Here is a 23,924-nt window from a genome sequence, read left to right as displayed (position 1 = left end):
GCTTTCATTGGAAATAATTCACTAGTTTACTTCTTTCAATTGAATCACCCTCTCCTCTCCTTTCCAAGATTCATAGGCCAATAGCCATGACTTACCTGTCCATTGAATGACGGGATATGAACAATCAGAGTCCGTATTTGATACCATCAGATGGCGCATTTTCCCTTGTTTATCCTTAACATACATACCAATCTGCTTAAAATAACGCTCACCTTCTTGTTTGATTTGTGCATAGACCAAGGCTACATCTCCTTTCGGATTCGTGGCTAATTGGGCTTGTCGGTATTTATCTCCTTTCAAATGTAAAATCAATTCTTTTTTACCTTGATATGCCCATTTAATGCCTGAACCACTACTAGCTCCCGTATACCAAGTAGCTTCCAGACCATGCGGCCCTCTGACCAAACTGGGGCCAGCATGTGGACAAGCATTCACTTGCCAATGATCCGCCATCCAAGTAACTGGCTGAGTAAATGTTTTACCAAAATCACTGGAATGAATGTAGGCCATATCCCGTTCTCCTTGATCATTCAAATCACGATAAATAAGGTCGACATTGCCTTGCTGATCTGCCAAAGCATCTATCCGACAACATTCACAGGTTTGTTTGTCCAAAACCCGCATATCACCAAATCCCTTAGCTTCTGAAGTCTCAGCATACACCAAAGTTCTACCTTTGGGACCGAGTTTAATATCCAACCAAAGTGCTCCCACTTGGCCATTAGCTAATGGAAATATTTTTCCAAAAGAATGACTCAAACCTGCTGTGCTGTCTCGATGAATGGTCTGAGCTTTAGTCCAAATACCCTTCGCTTCCATGCTAATGTACAAATCTCCACTAAAGCGAGATTTCTCACTGGGCTTATTTACTTCAAACAGCAAAATACAGGTACCATCAGCTTTATAAGCCAGCTTGGGCATACCCTCTGCATGCGTAGAGGCCCTTGGGTGGATGGGAATAGCTTCATTGTTGGACCAAACTTGAAGTGTTTCATTCCACACTTTTCGAAAAAACAAGGTCGTATCACCTTGTTTTTCAACCCAAGAAAGCACTACACTTCCATCTGATTTTCTTGTAAAAGATGGATCCATGGCGATGCGCTTTGAATCAGAGATGACTTGGCCTAGACCTAAGTAGGACATCAAAACTAGGGATAATATCAAAGAAAATTTCATTATCATTTCGACTTAAATAGTTGAAATACATCTACTTGCAATCCTAAATTAATGGTTCTGGGTGCAGCAGGAGTATAGGTGCTTTTATCATTCGCATTATTACCTCGACTAGCGGAATTGGCATATAATTCATTACTCAAATTCATCACATTCATGAAAATCTGGTAGGCTTTCCACTGATAACCAAAGCGTAAATTCAATACAGAAACACCTGGGAGTCCACCAAAACCTGGATCGGCATAAGACACAGTATTTACTTGATTTTGATACCATGAACTAATTCTTTGCCATTCTAAAGCCACTCGAGCTCCTTTTATCCAATTCGGTTTGTAGGTGATTTCTGCATTGGCAATAAAATGTGGAGCTTGAGGCATTTCTTTATTATTGACATTTTTTAAGACATCAGACGCTTTTTGACTTAAAACAAAATCCACAAACATGTGTCGGGCATTAGTAGCTCCTAATCGGAAATTCCATTGATTATCTGGTCGGTAGGAAATGGCATATTCGATACCTTCATGCAAGGTTTTGCCTGCACTTTGATAATCGGTGGAATTATCAGGTTGACGAATACCCAACAATTCATTTTGACCATTCAAACGATAAATGGAATAATCCAAGAACAGTTTAGATTGGAATAAAGAAGCCCAGCCTCCAACTTCGTAATTATTAAAAACAGCTGGATCAATGCTCAAATAAAACTTTTCTCCGGTTGCAATGGCTTGAGCAGCAGGGCGAGCTCTAAATACAGCGGATAAGGCTGGGGGAGAAAAACCTTTGGAATAATTGGCATAAAAACCCACATGTTGGTTCGCCTCATAAGTCATACCAATTTTGGGTGAAAACTGGGCATAGGACTTATTTCCTATACTTTGATCCATATAATTACTATAATCAAAAGACATATTGTCAAATCTCCCTCCTAAAGAAATCCGTAAGCGTTCCAAGGGATGAATGTCCCATTGAGCATAGAGAGCTTTATTCCAAATGATCGCCTGGTAATTAGATAAAAATACATTGGGTAACACTTGTGCGATGTCATATTTCTCAACTGATTTTTTATCAGGACGAAGGGTCGCAGTCAAATTAATTTTATAGGCCCAATAGGTATTAGGTGACCGATCGAGTAAAAAACCAACAATGATTTTAGAATCAAGCCAAGAGAACTGTCGACTATGTTGCCCCATGATGCCTAGACTGGTAAAACTATTCGAGTTGATTTGACCAGAAGCCGTTGTTGATGGGGCTGTCCATGCAATGCTATAGGCAGGATTTTGTCCGAGTGAATTATCCCGATAAAAAGCAGTCAAACTAGAGAAGGAATTATTGGGTCCTTTATGCTCCAGCGTAATTCTTGAGCGAGATGAAAATGAACTACGGTAGGTAAAATTGGCTGGACTTTTATAAGTTCTTGAATAATAACCCACACTATCAATATTACCTCCCGTTTGTGAAAAATAGTCGTTATAGGCAAATGAAGACCATAATTTAGTATGGGGAGAAAGTTGATAATCCACACGGAAATTGATGGACGATTTATCAAAATCGGTATTCGAAGCCCAAGCGTTTTTTTGTCGGGCTATATACCCTCCCGTCATCAATGACCATTTTTTACTGAATTGACCTCCTGCTGTAAATTGAGTTCTCAGATATCCCCACTCATCGGCTTGAAAACCTATGGAAACCGTGGGAATCCCAGGTGCCATTTTACTAATCAAATTAATGGCTCCACCCACAGCTTCTGGTCCATACAAGGAGGAGGCTGGCCCTTTGATTACTTCTACTGAATTTAGGCCTTGTAAATTGGCTTCAATGAGGGCATTGTGGTTAAATACGCCCAATGGCCGCAAAGGAAGGCCATCTTCCATGTATAAAAAATAGGGGGAAGTCCCAAAAGGCTGGCGAATTCCCATGGCATGTTGTTCATTATTGTAGTTCAACATCACCACTCCTGGCACTTTATTGATGATTTCCGTCAGCTGAATGGCTTTGGTATCTTGCATCAAAGAAGCGCTAATTTTATGAATGGCCACGGGAGTCTCTGTTCGAACTGCGGCTTGTCGGGAAGCTGTTACCACCACGGTAGCCAAATCCAACGATGCTTCTTCAAGATGGATAACGGATTTTAGGTCAGAACCCTTCATTTTCAAGGATTGAAAGCCTAAAGAAGAAATTTGATAATCATCAGTAGCCTGTATCGAACTCAGTATAAACTCGCCTCGTTCATTAGTTAAGGCGATGATTTTATTGGAATGACTTAATGAGGCACCTATAATGGGCTCTTGAGTAATGGTGTTCAGAATTTTAAAAGTATGTTGTTGCGCATTACTTGCCAATACCAGCAAGCAAAAGAACGCTAAAAATAAAGCTTTCATTTTAAACTAATTTACATGAGAAAATAAGCCTGATGTATTAAATCAAGCCCTAGAACCAAGAAATTAGCTCCACCGTGGAGGATGAAAAGGCAAAAGAAGGGTGGATTGTGCTGCCATGGAGGCAGCAGGAAAATGATCCTCTGAAAAATCAGAAAATGAGAATGAAAAAGCTAAACGAGTATTTGTTTGACACGCCAATTGAATTTGAGGCATTTTTTCTAAACGCTCTGAATTCGTTTTTTGCTCTTTGTCTTCGGCGGCCTTTAATTTTTTGGCCAAATAACATTGACCATTACAATTCAACTTCGGTTTATCCCGATTTTCACACAGATTTTTAGCAATGTAATTCCTGTTCACCTGATAGTATGCCACCGATGCCCATTGACTCATCAGAGGCAATTGAATGGCAATCAGTAAAAGGATGGCAATGATTCGTTTCATGGTGATTCGTAAAATTATACTATTATGATTATATAATCATAGTCCAATCTAAATTAAATTTTGTTTGAGTTTTTGACTTACAAAAATCCCAAGAGCTCCTAAAAACATCAATACAGCCACTCCAAACAAGATTTCATTACTAAACGGAATTTGAACTAAATTTAAAAAACTCATTCCTTGCAACATCAATATACATTCATTGAAAAATATACCACCTACAAATAATCCAAAAGCCCAATTTAACATGCTATTCAATTGAATATATCCCTTCCAGATGGCAAAGCCCATTAGAAACAAACTCACTACGCCCAAAAGGACTAAATGTAAATAGGCAATCACCACAGGTCTAAAACCAAAGGCATACTCGCTCAGACTAGGAATGATAGAGAGTAATTGCAGACCAAATTTTAAGCTGGTTGCCAAGGCTACCAAAATCCATAAGAAGCGAACCATCACAGGGACACCAAGGTATATTTCAGATTGCTTCTTTTTCACTTGATATAACCAATAAAACCAAGCTCCAAACTGTATGATGGCCGCTAAAACTAAAATCACATACCAAAACAAGGGCAATTTAACCCACATGATGGAAAGTAAATATGCTGGAGCTAAGCTTCCTGCTAATAACCAAAAAACGCGTCTGGAATGGGTCAAGCTAATACCCAAATGATCTAAAAAATAGGCAAAAAGCCCTAGACAAGAAAAGATAAAATAGCCATTGTATTGAAAGTGCAAATAGTAATAAACAGAGGCTAGGTATTTCTCAGGATGATTGATTTTATTGGACATTAGGTAGGCCAAATACATGGTACCTATGGACGATAAAACATTAAAAATGATACTTGCTTGGATGTAATAATCACCGGTAGAAACTACTTTAGTCTTACGTAAAAAGGCCCATACCCGAAAGCAAAAAAAGAAGTTGACGGCTGTGCTTACCGTGGAAAAAAAGATGGAAATTGGGCCATAACCTTGATAAACAAAGGCAAAAAGCATGAAAAATGCCAGCAAGGTGTTCCCAGCAAGTAAAGTTCTAAATTCAAAAGGTTCTTTACTCGAATTTCTTTCTCTTAAAATAAAGGCAAGCAAAGTCATGATCATTTGACCCACCCAGGCAGAAAAAGCAAAATGTGAGTGACCATGTAAGAGATGTTTCTGATGAATGAGAGGAAATGAAAATGCAATTTTATAACGAAGCATCACACCCAATATGGCTACTACCACTAGATTAAATAAAGCTATTTGTACCCAAAAATTGGCTCCCTTCCCTTTCATACTTTTCCCTTATTCAAACAAAAAAACTTTTCGATTTTCAATTTTCAATTTGCCTTCCAAATGTAAATTTCGGATAACTCGAATGACCGTTTCTACCCTCAAACCCGTTAAATCAGCAATTTGCTGACGAGTCAAATGCACTAAATGATCATCCAAGGAAACATATTGATTCGAGTTTTTCAAATAATTCAAGACAGCTACGACTAATTTTTCTGGCTCATTACTGGTCACCTCTTTTAACATAAAAAACTTGAATCGTAGGTGCTGGGATAAACGCCGAGAAATTTCAAAATGGATGTCTGGATGATTTCGCAATAAGTCGTGAAAAGCCGCCTTGGGCAACCTAATGACGGTTGACTTGACCAAAGCAAAAGACGAGGCAGCAAATGGCCCATCATCAAACAAGGGCATCTCACCCAAGCTTTCACCCGGATTAATCAATCGTTGTAAATACTCTTTTCCATCCACCGATATATTCACCCATTTCAATTGACCGTCTACTACTTGGTAATAAAACAGGCACTCTGTTCCCTCGGAAAATAGGACCTCATTTTTTTCTAAAGTACGGTATGTACCTCCCCAAGAAACCAATAATTTTTCGTCGATCATGATTAAAAATTTAAGCGAAACAAGTGCATTCTGTCGAGTTCAAATATGAGCGAAATCATGCCAATTTATGATTAAAATCACATTTGGCCAAATAGGCTTAAAATCAGCACAATACGTTGATTTTCAGGAATTTATCGCACCTATTATATATACGTATAGGCGAGAAAGCTTGCTTTATGACTGCACGCATAAAGTTCAAAATATCTGGGCTATAACATTGTCCCAACAAAAAAATCATACAATGAAAACAGTAACAATGATGCTTGCCCTGAGCCTTTGGCTAACATCCTGTGGAAGTAATGATGGATCCAATGCTTCCGCGGATTCAAGTGCCCAAGCTGCCTCCTCTGAAAGCGCAGGAGGAAACCCAGATTATGATCCTAAACGTGGAACAGGAAAATTCACCGATGTGGTCATCAGTCCAACCCTCGACAAAGCTTTAGCTGAAAAAGGAAAAGCGACATCCGACGTAAAATGTGGCAGTTGTCACAAATTAACCGATGAAAAATTAGTTGGTCCCGGTTGGAAAGGCGTGACTAGTCGACATACACCTGCATGGATCTTGAATTTCATGACGAATACCGATGAAATGATCAACAAAGATCCAGTGGCTCAAGCCCAGCTTGAAATATGCCTAGTAAGAATGCCCAATCAAAACTTAAGTGATGATGAAGCCAAATCCCTGTATGAGTACATGCGTCAAAATGACGGCGTCAAATAAATTTCAACCAAATAATTAAGCACATGAAGACTAATTTAACCAAAATCCTAGCGCTCTTGCTGATTACTGGATTGGTATTCCAATCTTGTAAACCTAAAAACGCAGGAAATGCTTCTTCCTCTGGTTCTGCGGAAAAAGCCTATGTTGCCCCAGGTAAATATGATGAATTTTACAACCTAGTTTCCGGTGGTTTCTCCGGACAAATGAGTGTCTATGGACTGCCCAGTGGCCGTTTATTTCGCGTAATACCCGTTTTTTCTGTTGATCCAGAAAAAGGTTATGGCTACAGTGAAGAAACAAAACCTATGCTGAACACCTCCCATGGTTTTGTGCCTTGGGATGACCTTCACCATACCGAGCTTTCTCAAACCAATGGAGAAGTTGACGGTCGGTGGATTTTCGGTAATGCCAATAACACCCCACGTGTGGCACGTATTGATCTAGCTAGTTTTAAAACAGCTGAAATCATTGAATTACCGAATAGCGCAGGGAATCACTCCTCTCCTTTCATCACAGAAAATACCGAATATGTGGTGGCAGGTACACGTTTCTCTGTACCACCAGATAATGCCAATGGCGATATCCCGATTGACACCTACAAAGAAAACTTCAAAGGATATATCAGTTTCATCTCGGTGAAAAAAGAAAGTGGTGAAATGGATTTGGCCTTCCAAATTGAATGCCCAGGGGTCAACTTTGACTTGAGCCATGCAGGAAAAGGCAAATCCAATGGTTGGTTTTTCTTCAGTTGCTACAATACAGAACAAGCCAATACTTTGTTAGAAGTTAATGCTTCACAACGTGATAAGGACTTTATCATGGCTGTCAATTGGAAAAAAGCAGAAGAATATATCAAAGCTGGAAAAGCGAAACGTATTCCTGCCAAATATGCGCACAATAAGTACAACGAAAAAACGCATACAGCTACTTCTGAAATGAAAAAAGAGGTCCTAGTATTGGATGCTAAAGCGTTGAAAGACATCTGCTATTTCATCCCTTGCCCTAAATCTCCTCACGGCTGTGACGTAGACCCAACTGGTGAGTACATTGTAGGTTCTGGAAAATTAGCGGCTTTGATTCCTGTATTTAGCTTTGACAAAATGTTGAAAGCCATTGAAGGAAAACAGTTCGACGGCAGCTTTGAAGGTATACCAGTGATTAAATATGAAGCCGCATTGTATGGCGAAGTGAAAAAACCAGGTCTAGGACCTTTGCACACTGAATTTGATGGAAAAGGGAATGCCTATACCACCTTCTTCGTTTCTAGTGAAGTGGTTAAGTGGAACATCAAGGATTTGAAAGTACTTGATCGTGCGCCAACTTACTATTCTGTAGGTCACTTATGTATCCCAGGAGGAGACAGCAAGAAACCAAACGCAAAATACCTAATCGCCTATAATAAAATCACTAAAGATCGCTACTTGCCTACTGGCCCTGAGTTGACTCAAAGTGCGCAACTATACGACATCAGTGGTGATAAAATGGAAATGATTCTGGATTTTCCTACCATTGGAGAACCTCACTATGCCCAAGCTATTTCAGCAGATTTAGTGAGAGACCGTTCCATTAAGTTCTACAAGATTAATGAGAATGAGAACAAGTATGTAACCAAAGGTGAAGGCCAAGCCAAAGTAGTCAGGGAAGGAAATGTCGTTCATGTGTACATGACGTCCATTCGTTCTCACTTTGCTCCGGACAACATAGAAGGCATTAAAATGGGTGATGTGGTGTATTTCCACGTGACTAACCTAGAGCAAGATTGGGATGTTCCTCATGGATTTGCCATCAAAGGTGCCACCAATGCTGAATTGTTAATTATGCCAGGTGAAACCCAAACCATGAAATGGGAGCCTGATAAGGTAGGCATCTTCCCTATGTACTGTACTGACTTCTGTAGTGCTTTGCACCAAGAAATGTCGGGCTACATCCGAGTATCTCCTAAAGGAAGCAGTGTTCCACTCAGCTATAGTTTAGGTAAAACTAAACCTATTGCTAAAAACTAATCAACAAGGGAGAGTATGGCTTTCCATGCTCTCCTTTTCTTTCATCAAAATTTGAAGCATTATGAAAATTTTATCCATCACCATTTTGGCGGCCATGTTTATGTTGACTGCTGCCTGTTCAAGCTCGGAAGCAGACACTTCTGCCCAAACGACTGAAACCACGGCCACTTCAGGTGGCCAAGAAAATGTCAAAGACGATGATTCTCAACAAGATGTAGTGAAAGTAGCCGTGGGTTCTAAGGACCATAGCACCTTAGTAGCCGCATTAAAACAAGCAGAATTAGTTACATCATTATCCAATGCAGGACCATTTACTGTCTTTGCCCCCACCAATGCCGCTTTTGATCAAGTAGATAAAGCTACTTTAACCGCCTTAATGACAGATGAAAAAAAGGCTGATTTACAGAATATACTTCAATACCATGTTACGGTTTCTGCATTAAAAGCGGATTACTTACAAGATGGGCAAGTGCTGGGCATGGTCAATGGCGACAATGTCACCGTGAGCATCAAAAATGGTAAAATCATGTTAAATAATTCAGCGACCATCATCGCATCTGTTCCTGCTTCTAATGGCATCATTCACGTGATTGATGGTGTCTTATTGCCTCCAAGTAAATAGTTTAAATTGCCTTTATATGAATACGCAACCAATGGGAAAACCAGCACGTATGCTGCTGTTCCTCTCCTCCATACTATTACCCTTTGTCGTTTATTTGCCCATTTGGAGAATTGAATTAGATGCTCCTCAATATCCGGAAGGATTGAGCCTTCAAATTCATGCCAATGATATCCGTGGAAACGTGGACATCATTAATGGGCTCAACCACTACATAGGAATGAAGACCATGCACAAAGAGGACTTCGTCGAATTTACCGTATTGCCATATATTATCGTGGGGTTTTCCATTTTGTTTTTCATTGGGGCTTGGATCAACCGTAAAAAAATACTCTATTTTTTATTTTCAGCTTTTGTTATGTTTGGCATTATTGCCATGGTAGACTTCTGGAAATGGGAATACGATTATGGACATGATTTAGATCCAAATGCCGCCATTCAAGTACCAGGAATGGCTTATCAGCCTCCACTTATTGGTTTTAAACAACTTTTAAATTTTGGAGCATATTCCATTCCTGATGTGGGTGGTTGGATATTTATTGGTATTGGTTTGATGTTACTGACTGGGGTTATTTTGGAATGGAGAATCTCCAAAGGCCCCAGATCAGTTTTATTCTTCCTACCCGTGCTATTCTTTTTTCAAGCTTGCACGATTGAAGTGAAACCCATTCAATTAGGTCGAGATCATTGTCATTTTTGTAAAATGGGCATTAGCGATTTGCGATTCGCCACTGCCATACTAACCCAGCAAGGAAAGACCTTACCTTTTGATGATTTGAAATGCTTATTGAGTTATACACAAATCAACAAGGATATTCAGGTCAAAGATATTTATGTCAGTACTTATACGGGGAAACATGAGTTAGTCCTTGCCACCCAAGCCTATTTCATGACAAGTCCTTCCTTGGGAAGCCCTATGGCAGGTAATTTTGCTGCTTTTGTCGATAAAAATGAATTAACAAAAAACAACCAAGCTTTAGCTGGAGAAGAAAAAACTTGGGAAAGTATTCGCCAATGATTACCCATAAAACTTACTTGATAGTAGCCCTATTAACCACTTGGTTTCTTCCCTCAGCCCAAGCAAGTACTTGGAAGGTAGGAAAAAATGAAAGGTTTACAACCTTAGCCCATGCCATCCAACATGCCCAATCTGGGGATAGCATCTTGGTTAAAAAAGGGGTATATCATGAACACAACCTCATCGTAGATAAATCCTTATGCATCATAGGCCAAGGATTACCGGTTTTGGACGGTGAGGGTAAATACGAAGTCCTTTCCATCAAAGCCTCTCAAGTGACGATTCAGGGCTTTCATATTCGTAACTCCGGTATTTCCAGTTTAAAAGATTTGGCCGGCATCAAAATATATGATGCTCATCACGTACAGATTCTCAATAACCTACTAACCAATTCCTTCTTTGGCATATATGTTCAATATGGAAAACATTGTACCATTAAAAACAACCGCATTATCGCCTATGGTATTGAAGAACAACAAAGTGGAAATGGAATTCACTGCTGGAATAGTAGCTTCTTACAGATTCAAAATAATGTAATAAAGGGTCACCGTGACGGGATCTATTTTGAATTTGTCACTCATTCCATCATCAAGAACAACCGCTCCTTCCGTAACCTACGTTATGGTTTACACTTCATGTTTTCTAATAATGACACCTACATTTCCAATGTTTTCACCAACAATGGTGCTGGTGTAGCCGTCATGTTTTCCAACCATGTCAACATGTTTCACAATACCTTCCACCAAAATTGGGGGGATGCCTCCTATGGAATCTTACTCAAAGAAATTTCAGATGGTATCATACAAGGAAATCACTTTACAAAAAACACCACGGGCATTTACCTAGAAGGGGTTAGTCGGGTAAAAATGAACCGAAATACCTTTTCCAATAATGGCTGGGGGCTAAAAATTCAAGCCAGTTGCCAAGACATGACCATCCATCATAATAATTTCCTGAACAATACTTTTGATGTGAGTACCAATGGCACGCTAGTCCTAAACAATTTCAATGGAAATTATTGGGATAAATACGATAGCTATGATCTAAACCGAGATCAGGTTGGGGATATTCCTTTTAGACCTGTTAGTTTATTTTCCGTCATTTTAGAAAAAAATCCAACCACACTTATCATGTTCCGAAGTTTCATTTCTGCCTTAATGGATAAGACGGAAAAATTAATCCCAAGCTTAACTCCGGAACAATTAAAAGATCAATTTCCACTCATTAAACCGGTCAAATTATGATCATTACCGAACATATCAGCAAACGCTTTGGAAATCAGCAGGTACTTCGAGACATACATATTACATGCCGTCCTGGTGCTTGCATCGCCTTGATTGGTCCCAATGGAAGTGGAAAAACTACCTTGATTAAAAGTATTTTACAAATGGTTATTCCTGATTCAGGGAAAGTCATTTTTCAAGGAGAGGATATCACTGGGCAATGGGCCTATCGAGCAAAAATCGGATTTATGCCACAAATGACCCGTTATCCAGAAAACATGTGTATCGGGGAGGTCATATCCATGATGATTGATATCCGAAAAGATCAAAAAAACTTGGACGAGGAATTGATTGAACAATACCACTTAAAAGAAATTTACCATAAAAGAATGGGGACACTATCCGGTGGAATGCGCCAAAAAGTAGGGGCTTGTCTAGCTTTTTTATTTCAACCGGATATATTGATTTTGGATGAACCCACTGCAGGATTAGACCCTCTTTCTTCTGAAATATTGAAACAAAAAATTTTAAAAGAAAAAGCTCGTGGTAAATCCACCATCATTTCATCCCACGTATTAAGTGAATTGGATGAAATGATCACCGAAGTAATTTATATGCAAGACGGCCAGGTCTTATTTCAAAAAACGCTAGAGGATTTAAAACAAGAGACCCAGGAAGTGAAATTATCCAAAATGATCTCCAAAATCATTGCTTAGAAGCCCATGAACAAGATATATAAACATGTCATTGCTGACATTATCCGAAATAGAATTGTACTATTTTACACCCTCATCTTATTGCTAGCCTCTTTGAGTGTTTTTAGTCTAGAAGATACTTCTTCTAAAGGCCTGTTGAGCATGCTGAATATCATACTCATGATTGTTCCTTTGGTCTGTTTGATATTCTCCACCATTTATATGTACAATAGCACGGAATTCATTGAACTTTTACTCAGCCAACCCTTACAAAGAAATGCCATTTGGTGGAGCTTATTTATTGGATTAATGACATCCCTTGGACTCGCTTTTTTTGTTGGGGCGGGTATCGTCATCCTTATTTTTGAACCCAGTTTTCTCGGTTTAATGCTCGTGATTTGTGGACTCTTGCTAACTTTTATTTTTACGGCTATAGCCTTGTTGGCTGCCGTTTTAACCAAAGACAAAGCCAAGGGAATCGGCCTTTCCATTATTCTATGGCTATTTTATGCCATTATTTTTGATGGAATCGTCTTATTTATGTTGTTTCAGTGGGCCGACTACCCCATTGAAAAATTCATGATATTCATAAGTATGTTGAATCCCATCGATTTAGCCCGCATCTTAATTCTGATGCAAATGGACGTTTCGGCTTTGATGGGATATACAGGGGCTATTTTCAAAGATTTCTTTGGTACTACAGGTGGAATTGCCATCTCATTTACCACCTTGATTTTATGGGTAATGATTCCCTTTATGTGCTCCTTACGTTATTTTAAAAAGAAAGATCTATAATGTTATACCACACTTTACTCTTGTTACACCTAGTAGGTGCCTGTGTCTGGGTAGGGGGACACCTCATGTTGAGTTTACAAATTGTACCCAAAGCCCTTTTCAAAAAAGACATTCTGCTTATTCAGCAATTTGAAAAAACATTTGAACCTATCGGAATACCGAGTTTAATCATACAGATTATCACTGGAGTTTGGATGGCCATATTTCAATATGGCATTCAATTTAATTGGGATAATGCCATACAAAGAAATATCATCATCAAATTAAGTCTACTCGTACTTAGCCTAGTACTGGCCCTTCACGCCCGTATTTTCATCATTCCTAATCTAAGTATAGAGAAACTTCCTTTGATGGTATTCCACATCCGACTTATCACCCTTGTTGCCCTCCTGATGGTGTTTTTCGGCTTACAATTTAGATTTGGAGGACTTTAAACATAAACATATGAAAAAGATCATTTATTTTTTGATGTCATGGACCTTGATCGGTCTTAGTTTAGGCTTTGTATCCAACACCAAGCCTAAATACCTGCAGCTAGACAAAAAACAAACACGGTACACGGTAGAAGCAAGTTGTGGTTCCTGCAATTTTGATATGCCAGGTGATGTATGCCAACTGGCCATCAAACTTGAAGACAAAAAATACTATGTAGAGGGCCCCAACATCAATGATTATGGCGGTAGTCACTCCAAAAACGGATTTTGTAAAGTAGTAAGAAAAGCCCAAGTACAAGGTAAAATTGTCGATGACAAATTTGTGGCGAGCTATTTCAAATTACTCCCATAATTTTATTTATTCGTGAATAGCCTAAACTACTATTCACGAATAAATTCTTGTATTTTTTGTAGCAATTCCTGCTGTTTATAAGGCTTGGAGACATAACCATTCATTCCAATATCAAAGCACTTTTGCTGTTCTCCAACTAAAGAATGTGCCGTCATAGCAATGATAGGAATATCCGATTTCATTTCATTACGAATGTACATGGTAGCTTGATAACCGTCCATTTCAGGCATTTGAAGATCCATTAAGACTAAATCATAGTCTTTTTTCTGCAAGAGCTCTATACCCTCTTTTCCGTTATTGGCAATGTCTAATTGAAAGCCAAAATTATGAATGACCGTCTTTGCCAATCGCTGATTCATTTCATTATCTTCACACATTAATATGGAAACGGAGTGGTCTAAACGTAATCCTATATTTTCCTTTTTACTAAGTTTCTCTTCCAGCTGTTTGGCCTTTTCAAATTCCAATACAAAAAAGAACTCAGACCCTCGACCTAACTTACTTTTCAATTCAATCTTCCCTCCCTGTAATTCCACCAGTTGCTTGGCAATATTTAAACCTAAACCAGAACCACCAAATTTACGCGTAGTACTAGCCTCAGCTTGGATAAATCGATCGAAGATGGTTTGAATTTTTTCCTCAGAAATACCAATACCCGTATCCTTTACGGAAAAACGCAAACTAATTGTCGATTCCGTTTCCTGTACTTTTTTAACAGAAATGCTCACCTCTCCTTCTTCCGTGAATTTTATAGCATTTCCCGCTAAATTAATCAGCACTTGATTTAAGCGTCCATTATCTCCGATAATCACTTCAGGCAATTCCGCATCTAAAAACAAACTGAAATCAATAGCTTTTTTAGTAGCCTTTACTTTAAGTAAATCATGCACATGTTTGAGCGATTCTTTCAATTGGAAAGGCTGTACTTCCAGTTCAATTTTTCCTGAATCTATTTTTGATAGGTCAAGTATATCATTGATTAATAGAAGCAAATGATCTCCCGCCTTTTGAATATTATCGACATATTCACAATCAGGATCTGGCAATTGACTACCTTGTAATAATTCAGTGAATCCGATGATTGCATTTAAAGGTGTGCGAATCTCATGGCTCATATTGGTCAAAAAGCTATCTTTAGCCCTCACAGCCATTTCAGCATCGTCTTTGGCCTGAATTAACTCATTCTGAGCTTGCTTGTGCTCCGTATAGTCTTCCGCCACACCCAAATAACCAATGATCTCACCACGTTCATTATTCACACAAGTAACACCCAGCCAAATAGGAATTCGCTTTCCCGATTTAGAAATAAGGGTCCACTCCCTGCGTTCCGGTTTTCCTGAGGATTTAGTCCGCATCACAAAAGTTTCAAAACTCGGAACGAAATCTACCCCATATTCCTCGCTCAACTCCTTGTTATACTGAATGATTTCATCCATGTCAAAACAGGGAATCTGACTTAAAAGTTGGCCTACTATATCATTGGACTCATATTCAAAAATCTCCAATGTAGCTTGGTTCACCTTTTTCACATACCCATGTACATCGGTAAAAATGATGGCCAAACTGACACCATTGAATATGGCTATTTGGGTAGCTAACAAATCCGAAATCTCTAAATCTTTTTCCTTTTTTTCCGTAATATCGGATTCTATCGCAATAAAGTTGATAAGCTCTTGCTGCTCATTAAATATAGGATTCAAGAATATTTCTAACCAATATTCTCTTCCTGATTTTGAGCGATTCCTAATCTCACCTCTAAACGTTTTACGTTCAGCAATAGCTTCTTTCATCGCTTGTACCGTCATCGGATCCGAGCCTTCATATTGTAAAAAACTACCAGGCGTTTTACCAATAACTTCATTTAATGTATACTCTGTCAATTTTTCAAATGGATGATTCACCCACTCTATTTGACCTTTAGCATTAGCTATCACGACAATATTATCCGTTCCTCTTGCGACCCAGGATAATCTTTTATTTTCCTCGATTATTTTTTTACTCTCTGTTATATCTCGGGCTATTCCATACAATTTTCCTGTCTGCTCATTTGGAGAAGAATTCCAACTTAATACTTTGACACTTCCATCCTTGCATTTGTATCGCAATTCATAATCCCTGACACCCTCTCCCTTCAACATCTTAGCTCGAAGGATATCCCTAAGTGGCAAATCCTCTTCAATCACAAAATGCGCTCCTGAATGGTGTAACATTTCTGATTCAGTATAACCTAAACTCTTATAAAATGAAGGACTTACCTTTTCATAAAATCCACTCATATTGGCAACCGTCAAATAATCTTGAGATAACTCAAAAAACAATTCGAGGTCTATCGACTTTATTTTTTGTTCCGTGATATCGCTACTAATGGCCAAATACTGTGTGACTTTTCCATTCTTTCCCTTAAAAGGGACAAATGTGATATTCAACCAATAAACGGATCCGTCCTTAGCCCGATTCTGAATCTCCCCTTTCCATACTTCACCCGATTGAATGGTGCCCCAAAATGCATCCGATTCAGAAGAAGAACTAAACTCTGGATGTAAAATTCGTTTATGTTGTCCAATTAACTCTTCTCGAGGATATTGACTTAAGGTACAAATTGCTTCATTGGCATAAGTGATGATGCCATTCGCATCCATGATGAATACTGCTAGAACCTCATCCAATGCTTCTTTATATCGTCCTAGTTCCAAGGTAACTCGGGCCACTTTTTCCTCTGTCAAGCGATTAACTTGCTCCTTCAATGCTCGATTCTTAATCCGAAGCTCCAAGGTTTGGATAACATGCTCAGAGAGCGTTGTTAATGCATCTCGCTGATCTTTGGTCAATTCTCTAGGAACTTGATCAATAACACATAATGAACCTATCTGAAATCCATCTGGAGTAGTCAATGGTGCGCCAGCATAAAAGCGTATGTGTGGATTTCCTGTTACCAAAGGGCTATCTACAAATCGACTATCCTCTAATGCATTGGGCACTTCGAAGATTTGGTCTCCCATGATGGTGTATTGACAAAAAGAGACTTCGCGAGTTGTTTCTTTGGCACCTAATCCAACTTCTGATTTAAACCATTGTCGGTCTTTATCTACTAATGAAATAATAGCAATGGGTACTTGGCAAATGTAAGATGCCAAAGAGGTAATTTTATCAAATTCCTTCTCAGCAAACGTATCTAATATTTGATATTCATAAAGAGCACTTAGCCTGTTCTCTTCATTTTCGGGTATTGGAAATGATTGTTTTTTCATAACAAGAGTGGATTCATGACACACATTGAGAAAGGATATCCTAATCTAACCATTAAACTAGTTTTACCACTATAAAAATGGAAAAAAGCTTCTATCAAAATGGTATGGATAGAAATCAATAGCTCTATTGTGAGAGCTATTTGAGTGTATAATGCATTCCCATGCCTAGCCGAATGATTCCTAACATTTGGTCGGGTTCATCATTCAATCGTGTGATGGCCACATCACCTGTTAAACTTAAATTACTTGATATTTTTGTTTCTACTCCCTGCCCTAAAGCATAACCCAAACATTTACTCGATTTGTTGCTTTCTTTCAAAGCGGGGTTAGGAATATTATTTTGATAAGTTGCCATTCCTACTCCTAAAAATACATAAGGTGTAAAAGGAAATTCTGTTTGTGGAAAATGATGTAGAAACCTTCCTCCATAAAAATTAAACTCCTTAACTGCATCTGTTGATACAGGTTGAATAAAGGCTTCAAATTGGTTCAACTGATTAAAAGCATGTCGCCAGGTCAAACCCATACAAGAATAAGAATAACGAATTCCAAAACTGTTTTTGGGAGCTTCCTTTCCATTCACAAAAGGTTCCGAAAAAGCGGAGGCGGATAATGGTACATGTGAAACTAGGGCGCAAGCCAACATCGTCGCCTTCGCCAAGGCGGTCATTCCTAGAATTTTCATAAGTTTATAATTTATAGGTTAACAAAAACCCAATCGGAGAGTAGATCAACACATAACCGAAAGGAAATTTCACAAGCGATTCATTTTCACTTGTGAGCCCAAAAGTAAAACAGAAAAAACTACAAAATCATGATTTGTGTACCTATAAGCCCTTGAATAAAATTTGAAATATTATATTCAAATTAAAATAATACAAAATTTAACGAGTTAAATTATATGACATATCAACCTTGAAATTTCTATTATGGGAGTCGCCAATTAAACAAAAATAGCTCTCAGATGAATTTTGCTTTACAAAGACTGCTAAAACACGCCTTTAAATCAATAAAAAATAGCCTAAAGTATATTTTGCTTTACAAATTATCGAGCAAATGACATACAACATCTGCATTCATTCCTCCCAAATGGGCTTTATCATGTCATTGAAATAGGAGAAGAACAGCTTGAATAGTTCAATTTTTGAGCTTTCGAAAAAAAATATGACTTTCGTCAGGTTTTCTATTTCCGATGCTTTTAAGCCTATTTTCTTCATTTTAGGGAGTATTTATCCATATCGCCAAAGGAATCATTGATTCCAAAACTAAGGGATATCCCATCCAAATTGGGGCCTTTTTCTTGTGTACTAAACAAATTCATCCGAGAAGCTTCAGCATTCCATGAAATCCTTTCTGTCAAATACAAGTCCAAAACTACCCCAGCACTGCATCCCACCAGCTTATTTTTACGCTAGGAACATTCATTTTACGATTGACATACCTTATTTCACTCAAAGCGTAGCCAAATCCTACAAAAATGTAGGGGGTTAATGGAAAGTCACGTTCTTGTAGATATGTAGGTAAATAGCGTACGCCCAATACAGTTTAGTTTATTGGGATCATTTTCGATGGGACCAGCAAATGCTTCAACTAGATCCGAACGCTCAATTTTCATCCGAAAAGAGACCACTTGGCATAAGGTAGTGTTTGTAACCAATGGAATGTTGATACAAAGGATTGGTTTCTTGGGCAAATCCAACATAGGACATGCCGATGACGATGAGCCAAATAAGGAATTTACTAGTGGTTTGTCTCTCGGAACTTATTGATGCATGGTAATCCAAATTCTGATGTGTTCAAGAAGTAAAAAATGTAAGTCCTATGAATTTTTCACATCTTTATCCATTACAAATTAGGAGGTATAGCATCAAACATTTGAAATACAAATTTCAAACTAAGAATATAAAAAGCCTGACACTATTTCCTTTTTATTTTATTGATATACTCGAATACATTAAGCCCCTCATCTTCCACAAATGCACGGTTAAAGCTCTGTACAGAACTATAACCTGATTGCAGGGCGATTAATTCGATATCCAATTCCTCCTCCGACTTCAATAAGTTTTTGGCATACTCAATCCTGAGTTGACTTCGTAAGGTGGTAAACTTCGATTTAATGATGTAGTTGAAGCAATAGTAAATGTGGTGCTTAGGAAGGTCTAATTTAGAAGCTAAAATATCCACATTAAATTCTGGATCTAAATACCATTTCTCTTCATGAATGCTATCTAAAATCCGTAGGGCGTCTTCTCTAAGTGGATCGTCCGACTTATTCACGTATTTATAAATTTCAGATGCATTTAAAAAATGGTCAAATGATTTTCGCTTCTTTTTGACAATCGGGATACCATACAATACCTGTGGAAAAATCACAATGAGTAATGGTATCATCAAAAAGGAAATCATAACAATCAACGTAAGCGGCGAATGCATCACCGTTTGCTTAGGAACATGAGGCGTGTTCATGAATACTAAAGCTCCCGCCAAATAACTTAAAGCAGCAAAGGTCACAACGATAAGAAGTAGGATTAACCACTTCTTCATTAATATGCGGTGACTGTCCGGAAGCGCATTTCGGTAAAGTTCATTACTATGCTCTCGGTACATTTTGAAAATCAATCCAATGTAAATTAACATAAAGATAGGCCGACCAATCATATTGAAAGTACTTGGATAAATCCAACCTAAATTCAGTGTTTTAAGATAATTGGGATCTGCCAAAATCTGATTAGCCAGTTCCAAAGTTTCTTTCCAAGGATGTAAAAAACTTGGAAAAACGTTGATTAAAGCAATTAGAAAGGGTAAATAATGCAAATAATCGCTGCGGTAGATTTTGGAGTTATCCAATAGGGTACTTCGGAAATAGAAATATAAAAAAGGGCCCACTAAATAGTAAGTGGGTATACTGTAAATACCCATAAAAACTAGCATAGTGGGAGAATCACTGGCAAAAAGACTGTAATGAAGCAAACCGAAAAGTGCGATAACCACCAGAACCCCAGACAAGTAAATGGTATTACGATTGACTCTAAAATTGAAGACCGCTAAAACTAGGGAAACCACAAGTTTAAATAAGACCAAGAAGATCAACATGCCATCCATAGCGTGATTCAAATTTTAGGGCTATTATTTTTTAACATCAATGATATCCCACTTGGTATAAGCAGCTTACTGATGATGAAAAATCATCTAATTTATTTCAAAAAAATTTGCTAGAACAACAGGAGAAATTGGCACCTCATTCGATATAGTCAGATTCCACCATCAGGAGAATCATTTTCAACCTTATAAAGAACACGGAGTAAAATACCCCAATTCAAATTACCAATTTAAATAGTGCTCGAAATTAGTTGACAATTCTTTCTTAGACTAATTTTAAAGGGTGATTTTTGTCAATAATATTCGATTTACATAAATTTTTACACAAACAAAATAAAGGTTTACCCTACAATGTCGATGTATTATTGATGTTAAATATACTTTAACAAAATATTATTCTGAAATAGTGGACCTAAGCAATTATTTCGTTAGAATTTGTAAAGCTTTACAATTGAATCAGTTACATTAAATCTTCCACTTGTTTTTTGATATTCGCTGCCATTTTAGCTGTGGGTAAATCATTGGCATCAAGTCCAAACGGATCTTCAATTTCTTCCGCAATCAACTCTAAACTGGCTAAGACATAAAATGTAAATACCACAACAGGAATAGCTAAATAGCCCAAGCTAAATACATAACCGAAGGGTAGCGTCATGATGTAGAAGAAAATAAACTTCTTGATAAAGGCACTATAGGAATAAGGAATTGGGGTGTTTTTGATTCGTTCGCAAGCACCACAAATATCTGTAAAAGACTGTAATTCACTATTTATCACGATCAGTTGATCGCCGGTCAGTTTTTTACTTTGGTATAAATCATTCACTTTGCTAAACAACATTTTAGCGACTTGATTAGGCTTATGTTTTTGATGATCAATATGTAAATCCAGACCTTCAAACAATACAAGCGCAGATTCTTCATTGCTCAAATGCTTGGACAGAATGGAAGCATAGGCAGGAATCACTTTCTGAAAAAAATGCTTGTCGGACTCATGCTCCAACATGACGGACAATTTCATAGCCAAATTTCTTGAGTTATTGACCAATGCCCCCCACAATTTCCTTCCCTCCCACCAGCGATCGTAAGCAGTATTGGTTCGATAGGCCAATAACAAGGAAATAACGAAACCCAACATCCCGTGCATCAGCGAAACATTCCTCACCAAGCTTTCCTCACCTAGTTTCCAATACTCGATTTCCAAAAATCGAATGATGGCACAATAGATTCCAATAAAAATCATCAAAGGCAATAGCTGCCTGAAGGTATCAGATTTATGAAATCTGAATATAAAAATGATCCAGTCTTTTGTGTTGTATTGTACCATGGAATGGGAAATTAATAAAATAAAAGTCAGCAAATAAAACTCAAATGTAGACTAAACGAAATAGTATATCCAATAGCGTTAGCTAATTCGTTCAAGCATTTGACCTACTACTATTTGGCAAAATGAAAATACGAAAAAAAAATACCCTAAAACCCTATATTGAATGATGCATGAATAATTTAATTTGCTTTATTTCACCTAAACAAAGATTCAGGAGTATTGAAAAACGTATGAATAAATGTATTTGGCTACTAGGATTGTCGGGTGCTGGGAAAAGTAGCATTTCCTTAGAACTAAAGGAATTGTTCATTTCCAAAGGCCTAAAATGCCTTGTTTTAGATGGTGACATCTTAAGAAAAGGAATTAATTCCAATTTGGGTTTTACGGAAGCGGATCGTTTTGAAAATATCCGACGGGCAGCTGAAATTGCCAAATTATTCCTGGAAGAGGGCTATTGTGTCATTGTGGCGATGATTACTCCTATGGAAGAAATGAGAAAAAACTCGCGCCAGATATTACAAAATCAATACGTGGAAGTCTTTATAGACACCCCCATTGAAGTTTGTATGGAAAGAGATCCTAAGGGCTTATATCAACAAGTAAAAGAAAAGCAAATTAAGAATTTCACCGGGATAGATTCCCCTTTTGAAATACCCCAGCATGCTCATTTAAGTATTGAAACAGCCTATTTTTCTATTGAAGAATCCGCTAAATTAATTTTCAATCAGGTTATTGAAAACTGATAATTTTAGTAACTTTTTAATGTTAATTTTACATATCGATCCATTAGACCTTTTAAAATACTATGAAAGAATCTCAAAATGTCACCTTAGTTAATTCAAAGTTGACACAAGAAAAAAAGAATTGGGTTTCACCGGAATTAGAAAGTTGGAATGCTACCCTTATAGAAAACGGACCAGGAGCAGGTCCAGATGGTGTAGCCAAAACTTATAATGCATAAATATACCCTACAGTTTAACTGTTAACTACTTATTATTGACCTTTTGAACTAATACCCAAATAGCCTTAGCTATATTTAAATAGGAGCTTAGTAAACAATAAATAAGGGAATTTTGAAAATAGAAAGAAGTATATTACAACTACTTATGATACATAAAGTCAAATAGAATGAACTACCATTATTTGACATTGAAATATTGTAGCTATGATTACACCAATGTAAGCCATGAGGCAAATTTCTCGCCAAATTTTTAAAGACCATCAAATGTAAGTCTTTATTGACCCCAATTAAAGTTTGTATAGAAAGAGTTCATTTGGGTTTGTATCAACAAGTAAAAGAAAAACAAATTAAAAATTTCAAGGGGATCGATTCCCATTTTGATGACCCCAACATACTCATTTTGTCATTGATAGAAGATTAGATTCGGTAAAAGAGTCGATTGGGAAATTTGGAAAATACATGCATTTTATTAATTTCAGGATAATTAGTACAACCTATAAAATTCTAAATCATGACTAATACTCCCAAAAACAGACTGACGGAATCTCCTTCTCTTGTTGTAGATTCTATTGCGAATTTCAGTGAAAAAAGAACTTGGATTTCACCAGAAATAGTTAATTGGGAAAATGAAAACATAGAAAATACTGGAGGTGCGGGCGCTGATGGAGGAGCACAGACTTATTTATAAATATAATTTATCACTCATACCCTTAGTAAAGAGATTATCAAGAAATGTAAGCTTTTCGTTGGTTGATAATTTTTAAGAGGGTTAAATATTTGTAATAGAGGAGCAATTAAAGTGTCAATATTGTCATCATATTTTACTTAATAAATCACTTATACATATTTCCAAAAAATTGTATTTTATAAATAGTAAAATCAAAAGAAGGACAGCGAAAAAATCATTCAAATAGTTTACAACAAACAGTGAAAAATCTACTATATAGTAATTTACAAGGGATAACTATTCATTGTAAATTAGTCGAAGTGACCATTAATACCTCATATTTATCCATTGTAGAATCATCTAATTTAATTTTCAATCAGGTTAACAATGACCAATTATTTTAGTAAATTCCTGACGTTAATCATACATATCTATCCTTTAAATCTCTTTAATTCCATGAAAGATACTCAAAATGACAACTTAGGTAATTCAAATGTGACACATGAAAAAAAGAATTGGGTTTCACCCAAAATAGCATTTTGGGAAAATGAAAACATAGAAAATTCTGTTGGCTTGGGAGCTGATGGTGGAAGCAAGGCATATGTGAGTTAATTTCAAAACATCCTTCAAAAAATGTAAGAACATGTAGGATTCAAATTTTTATTCAACGATTTACACATATAAATAAAAAAATGGTATGAATACACAAGAGTTGAAATCAGAAAAATTATATAATAATTTAGATAAAAAGAATTGGGTTTCTCCAGAAATTACAAACTGGGAAAATAATAACATAGAAAATGGAGGTGGACTAGGAGCCGATGGTGGAAGCAAGGCATATGTTGGTTAATTTCAATACATCTTTCAAAAAATGTAAGATCATGTTGGA

25 protein-coding genes are annotated in these 23,924 nt (G+C 37.3%); 15 read left to right on the top strand and 10 right to left on the bottom strand.

The features are described from left to right. Nucleotides 1-21: 21 nt before the first annotated feature. The 5 genes from G9H65_RS09615 to G9H65_RS09595 all read right to left on the bottom strand — a co-directional run bounded on the left by G9H65_RS09615 (nt 22) and on the right by G9H65_RS09595 (nt 5,876). Nucleotides 22-1,176 carry a hypothetical protein gene (locus G9H65_RS09615; RefSeq protein ID WP_166375124.1) on the bottom strand — a complete coding sequence of 385 codons (1,155 nt, stop codon included), beginning with the start codon at nt 1,174-1,176 and terminating at the stop codon, nt 22-24. Nucleotides 1,177-1,178: 2 nt separating this feature from the next. Next, entirely contained in the window at nt 1,179-3,551 is a 2,373-nt protein-coding gene (locus tag G9H65_RS09610; RefSeq protein ID WP_166375123.1) for a TonB-dependent receptor, read from the bottom strand. Between the two features lie 63 nt (nt 3,552-3,614). Further along, nucleotides 3,615-3,992, bottom strand: coding sequence for a hypothetical protein (locus tag G9H65_RS09605; protein WP_166375122.1), 378 nt, complete (start codon nt 3,990-3,992; stop codon nt 3,615-3,617). Nucleotides 3,993-4,040: 48 nt separating this feature from the next. Continuing rightward, entirely contained in the window at nt 4,041-5,267 is a 1,227-nt protein-coding gene (locus G9H65_RS09600) for a hypothetical protein (protein WP_166375121.1), read from the bottom strand. Between the two features lie 9 nt (nt 5,268-5,276). Continuing rightward, entirely contained in the window at nt 5,277-5,876 is a 600-nt protein-coding gene (locus G9H65_RS09595; RefSeq protein WP_166375120.1) for a Crp/Fnr family transcriptional regulator, read from the bottom strand. A 241-nt stretch (nt 5,877-6,117) separates the two neighbouring features. On the opposite strand from G9H65_RS09595, the gene G9H65_RS09590 reads away from it, so the two are divergent. The 9 genes from G9H65_RS09590 to G9H65_RS13385 all read left to right on the top strand — a co-directional run bounded on the left by G9H65_RS09590 (nt 6,118) and on the right by G9H65_RS13385 (nt 13,736). Continuing rightward, complete coding sequence (locus G9H65_RS09590) at nt 6,118-6,597, top strand: c-type cytochrome (RefSeq protein WP_166375119.1); 480 nt, start codon at nt 6,118-6,120, stop codon at nt 6,595-6,597. A 23-nt stretch (nt 6,598-6,620) separates the two neighbouring features. Further along, complete coding sequence (gene nosZ, locus G9H65_RS09585; protein WP_166375118.1) at nt 6,621-8,600, top strand: Sec-dependent nitrous-oxide reductase; 1,980 nt, start codon at nt 6,621-6,623, stop codon at nt 8,598-8,600. Between the two features lie 61 nt (nt 8,601-8,661). After that, the gene (locus tag G9H65_RS09580) at nt 8,662-9,222 is read left to right on the top strand and encodes a fasciclin domain-containing protein (protein WP_166375117.1); all 561 of its coding nucleotides are present in this window, start codon (nt 8,662-8,664) and stop codon (nt 9,220-9,222) included. 16 nt (nt 9,223-9,238) lie between these two features. Further along, the gene (locus G9H65_RS09575) at nt 9,239-10,237 is read left to right on the top strand and encodes a nitrous oxide reductase accessory protein NosL (RefSeq protein ID WP_166375116.1); all 999 of its coding nucleotides are present in this window, start codon (nt 9,239-9,241) and stop codon (nt 10,235-10,237) included. Further along, complete coding sequence (locus G9H65_RS09570; RefSeq protein WP_166375115.1) at nt 10,234-11,481, top strand: nitrous oxide reductase family maturation protein NosD; 1,248 nt, start codon at nt 10,234-10,236, stop codon at nt 11,479-11,481. Before G9H65_RS09575 ends, G9H65_RS09570 begins: the two co-directional genes overlap by 4 nt. After that, nucleotides 11,478-12,176 (top strand): ABC transporter ATP-binding protein, encoded by a 699-nt coding sequence (locus G9H65_RS09565; protein WP_130923506.1) that lies wholly within the window; start codon nt 11,478-11,480, stop codon nt 12,174-12,176. The genes G9H65_RS09570 and G9H65_RS09565 overlap by 4 nt, the downstream gene beginning before the upstream one ends. 6 nt (nt 12,177-12,182) lie before the next feature. After that, nucleotides 12,183-12,950, top strand: a complete 768-nt coding sequence (locus G9H65_RS09560) for an ABC transporter permease subunit (RefSeq protein ID WP_166375114.1) — start codon at nt 12,183-12,185, stop codon at nt 12,948-12,950. Further along, nucleotides 12,950-13,384, top strand: a complete 435-nt coding sequence (locus G9H65_RS09555; protein WP_166375113.1) for a CopD family protein — start codon at nt 12,950-12,952, stop codon at nt 13,382-13,384. The genes G9H65_RS09560 and G9H65_RS09555 overlap by 1 nt, the downstream gene beginning before the upstream one ends. Before the next feature lie 10 nt (nt 13,385-13,394). Beyond that, on the top strand, nt 13,395-13,736 hold the full coding sequence (locus G9H65_RS13385; protein WP_205753292.1) for a DUF6370 family protein: 342 nt from the start codon (nt 13,395-13,397) through the stop codon (nt 13,734-13,736). Between the two features lie 29 nt (nt 13,737-13,765). Here G9H65_RS13385 and G9H65_RS09545 read toward each other — a convergent pair whose 3' ends face one another. From G9H65_RS09545 to G9H65_RS09525, 5 genes are all read right to left on the bottom strand, one after another. After that, a complete protein-coding gene (locus tag G9H65_RS09545; RefSeq protein ID WP_166375112.1) occupies nt 13,766-16,984 on the bottom strand; it encodes a PAS domain S-box protein in 3,219 nt (1,072 codons plus the stop codon). Nucleotides 16,985-17,120: 136 nt separating this feature from the next. Continuing rightward, nucleotides 17,121-17,669 (bottom strand): outer membrane protein, encoded by a 549-nt coding sequence (locus G9H65_RS09540; protein ID WP_166375111.1) that lies wholly within the window; start codon nt 17,667-17,669, stop codon nt 17,121-17,123. A gap of 528 nt (nt 17,670-18,197) precedes the next feature. Continuing rightward, nucleotides 18,198-18,380, bottom strand: coding sequence for a hypothetical protein (locus tag G9H65_RS09535; RefSeq protein WP_166375110.1), 183 nt, complete (start codon nt 18,378-18,380; stop codon nt 18,198-18,200). A 521-nt stretch (nt 18,381-18,901) separates the two neighbouring features. Next, nucleotides 18,902-20,098: a helix-turn-helix domain-containing protein gene (locus tag G9H65_RS09530; RefSeq protein ID WP_166375109.1), complete on the bottom strand. Its 1,197-nt coding sequence runs from the start codon at nt 20,096-20,098 to the stop codon at nt 18,902-18,904. Between the two features lie 445 nt (nt 20,099-20,543). Beyond that, a complete protein-coding gene (locus G9H65_RS09525) occupies nt 20,544-21,407 on the bottom strand; it encodes a bestrophin family protein (protein WP_166375108.1) in 864 nt (287 codons plus the stop codon). A 170-nt stretch (nt 21,408-21,577) separates the two neighbouring features. Between G9H65_RS09525 and cysC the strand changes: the two genes are divergently transcribed. From cysC to G9H65_RS09495, 6 genes are all read left to right on the top strand, one after another. Continuing rightward, on the top strand, nt 21,578-22,150 hold the full coding sequence (gene cysC / locus G9H65_RS09520; RefSeq protein WP_262887533.1) for an adenylyl-sulfate kinase: 573 nt from the start codon (nt 21,578-21,580) through the stop codon (nt 22,148-22,150). Between the two features lie 62 nt (nt 22,151-22,212). Continuing rightward, complete coding sequence (locus tag G9H65_RS09515; protein ID WP_166375106.1) at nt 22,213-22,368, top strand: hypothetical protein; 156 nt, start codon at nt 22,213-22,215, stop codon at nt 22,366-22,368. 277 nt (nt 22,369-22,645) lie between these two features. Then, nucleotides 22,646-22,789, top strand: a complete 144-nt coding sequence (locus tag G9H65_RS13550) for an adenylyl-sulfate kinase (protein WP_166375105.1) — start codon at nt 22,646-22,648, stop codon at nt 22,787-22,789. A gap of 90 nt (nt 22,790-22,879) precedes the next feature. After that, nucleotides 22,880-23,056: a hypothetical protein gene (locus G9H65_RS09505; protein ID WP_166375104.1), complete on the top strand. Its 177-nt coding sequence runs from the start codon at nt 22,880-22,882 to the stop codon at nt 23,054-23,056. Nucleotides 23,057-23,491: 435 nt separating this feature from the next. Further along, nucleotides 23,492-23,647, top strand: coding sequence for a hypothetical protein (locus tag G9H65_RS09500; protein ID WP_166375103.1), 156 nt, complete (start codon nt 23,492-23,494; stop codon nt 23,645-23,647). 85 nt (nt 23,648-23,732) lie between these two features. Further along, on the top strand, nt 23,733-23,885 hold the full coding sequence (locus tag G9H65_RS09495) for a hypothetical protein (protein ID WP_166375102.1): 153 nt from the start codon (nt 23,733-23,735) through the stop codon (nt 23,883-23,885). The last annotated feature ends 39 nt before the right edge of the window (nt 23,886-23,924 follow it).

The sequence above is a fragment of the Aquirufa ecclesiirivi genome (assembly GCF_011250515.1).
Lineage (GTDB): Bacteria > Bacteroidota > Bacteroidia > Cytophagales > Spirosomataceae > Aquirufa > Aquirufa ecclesiirivi.
This window is presented reverse-complemented; position numbering and strand designations above follow the sequence as displayed.

What these genes read in the sequence shown, in the direction of transcription:
- G9H65_RS09615 (WP_166375124.1), bottom strand. Translation starts at nt 1,176, where the DNA reads ATGAAATTTTCTTTGATATTATCCCTAGTTTTGATGTCCTACTTAGGT.
- G9H65_RS09610 (WP_166375123.1), bottom strand. Translation starts at nt 3,551, where the DNA reads ATGAAAGCTTTATTTTTAGCGTTCTTTTGCTTGCTGGTATTGGCAAGT.
- G9H65_RS09605 (WP_166375122.1), bottom strand. Translation starts at nt 3,992, where the DNA reads ATGAAACGAATCATTGCCATCCTTTTACTGATTGCCATTCAATTGCCT.
- G9H65_RS09600 (WP_166375121.1), bottom strand. Translation starts at nt 5,267, where the DNA reads ATGAAAGGGAAGGGAGCCAATTTTTGGGTACAAATAGCTTTATTTAAT.
- G9H65_RS09595 (WP_166375120.1), bottom strand. Translation starts at nt 5,876, where the DNA reads ATGATCGACGAAAAATTATTGGTTTCTTGGGGAGGTACATACCGTACT.
- G9H65_RS09590 (WP_166375119.1), top strand. Translation starts at nt 6,118, where the DNA reads ATGAAAACAGTAACAATGATGCTTGCCCTGAGCCTTTGGCTAACATCC.
- nosZ (WP_166375118.1), top strand. Translation starts at nt 6,621, where the DNA reads ATGAAGACTAATTTAACCAAAATCCTAGCGCTCTTGCTGATTACTGGA.
- G9H65_RS09580 (WP_166375117.1), top strand. Translation starts at nt 8,662, where the DNA reads ATGAAAATTTTATCCATCACCATTTTGGCGGCCATGTTTATGTTGACT.
- G9H65_RS09575 (WP_166375116.1), top strand. Translation starts at nt 9,239, where the DNA reads ATGAATACGCAACCAATGGGAAAACCAGCACGTATGCTGCTGTTCCTC.
- G9H65_RS09570 (WP_166375115.1), top strand. Translation starts at nt 10,234, where the DNA reads ATGATTACCCATAAAACTTACTTGATAGTAGCCCTATTAACCACTTGG.
- G9H65_RS09565 (WP_130923506.1), top strand. Translation starts at nt 11,478, where the DNA reads ATGATCATTACCGAACATATCAGCAAACGCTTTGGAAATCAGCAGGTA.
- G9H65_RS09560 (WP_166375114.1), top strand. Translation starts at nt 12,183, where the DNA reads ATGAACAAGATATATAAACATGTCATTGCTGACATTATCCGAAATAGA.
- G9H65_RS09555 (WP_166375113.1), top strand. Translation starts at nt 12,950, where the DNA reads ATGTTATACCACACTTTACTCTTGTTACACCTAGTAGGTGCCTGTGTC.
- G9H65_RS13385 (WP_205753292.1), top strand. Translation starts at nt 13,395, where the DNA reads ATGAAAAAGATCATTTATTTTTTGATGTCATGGACCTTGATCGGTCTT.
- G9H65_RS09545 (WP_166375112.1), bottom strand. Translation starts at nt 16,984, where the DNA reads ATGAAAAAACAATCATTTCCAATACCCGAAAATGAAGAGAACAGGCTA.
- G9H65_RS09540 (WP_166375111.1), bottom strand. Translation starts at nt 17,669, where the DNA reads ATGAAAATTCTAGGAATGACCGCCTTGGCGAAGGCGACGATGTTGGCT.
- G9H65_RS09525 (WP_166375108.1), bottom strand. Translation starts at nt 21,407, where the DNA reads ATGGTACAATACAACACAAAAGACTGGATCATTTTTATATTCAGATTT.
- cysC (WP_262887533.1), top strand. Translation starts at nt 21,578, where the DNA reads ATGAATAATTTAATTTGCTTTATTTCACCTAAACAAAGATTCAGGAGT.
- G9H65_RS09515 (WP_166375106.1), top strand. Translation starts at nt 22,213, where the DNA reads ATGAAAGAATCTCAAAATGTCACCTTAGTTAATTCAAAGTTGACACAA.
- G9H65_RS09505 (WP_166375104.1), top strand. Translation starts at nt 22,880, where the DNA reads ATGACTAATACTCCCAAAAACAGACTGACGGAATCTCCTTCTCTTGTT.
- G9H65_RS09500 (WP_166375103.1), top strand. Translation starts at nt 23,492, where the DNA reads ATGAAAGATACTCAAAATGACAACTTAGGTAATTCAAATGTGACACAT.
- G9H65_RS09495 (WP_166375102.1), top strand. Translation starts at nt 23,733, where the DNA reads ATGAATACACAAGAGTTGAAATCAGAAAAATTATATAATAATTTAGAT.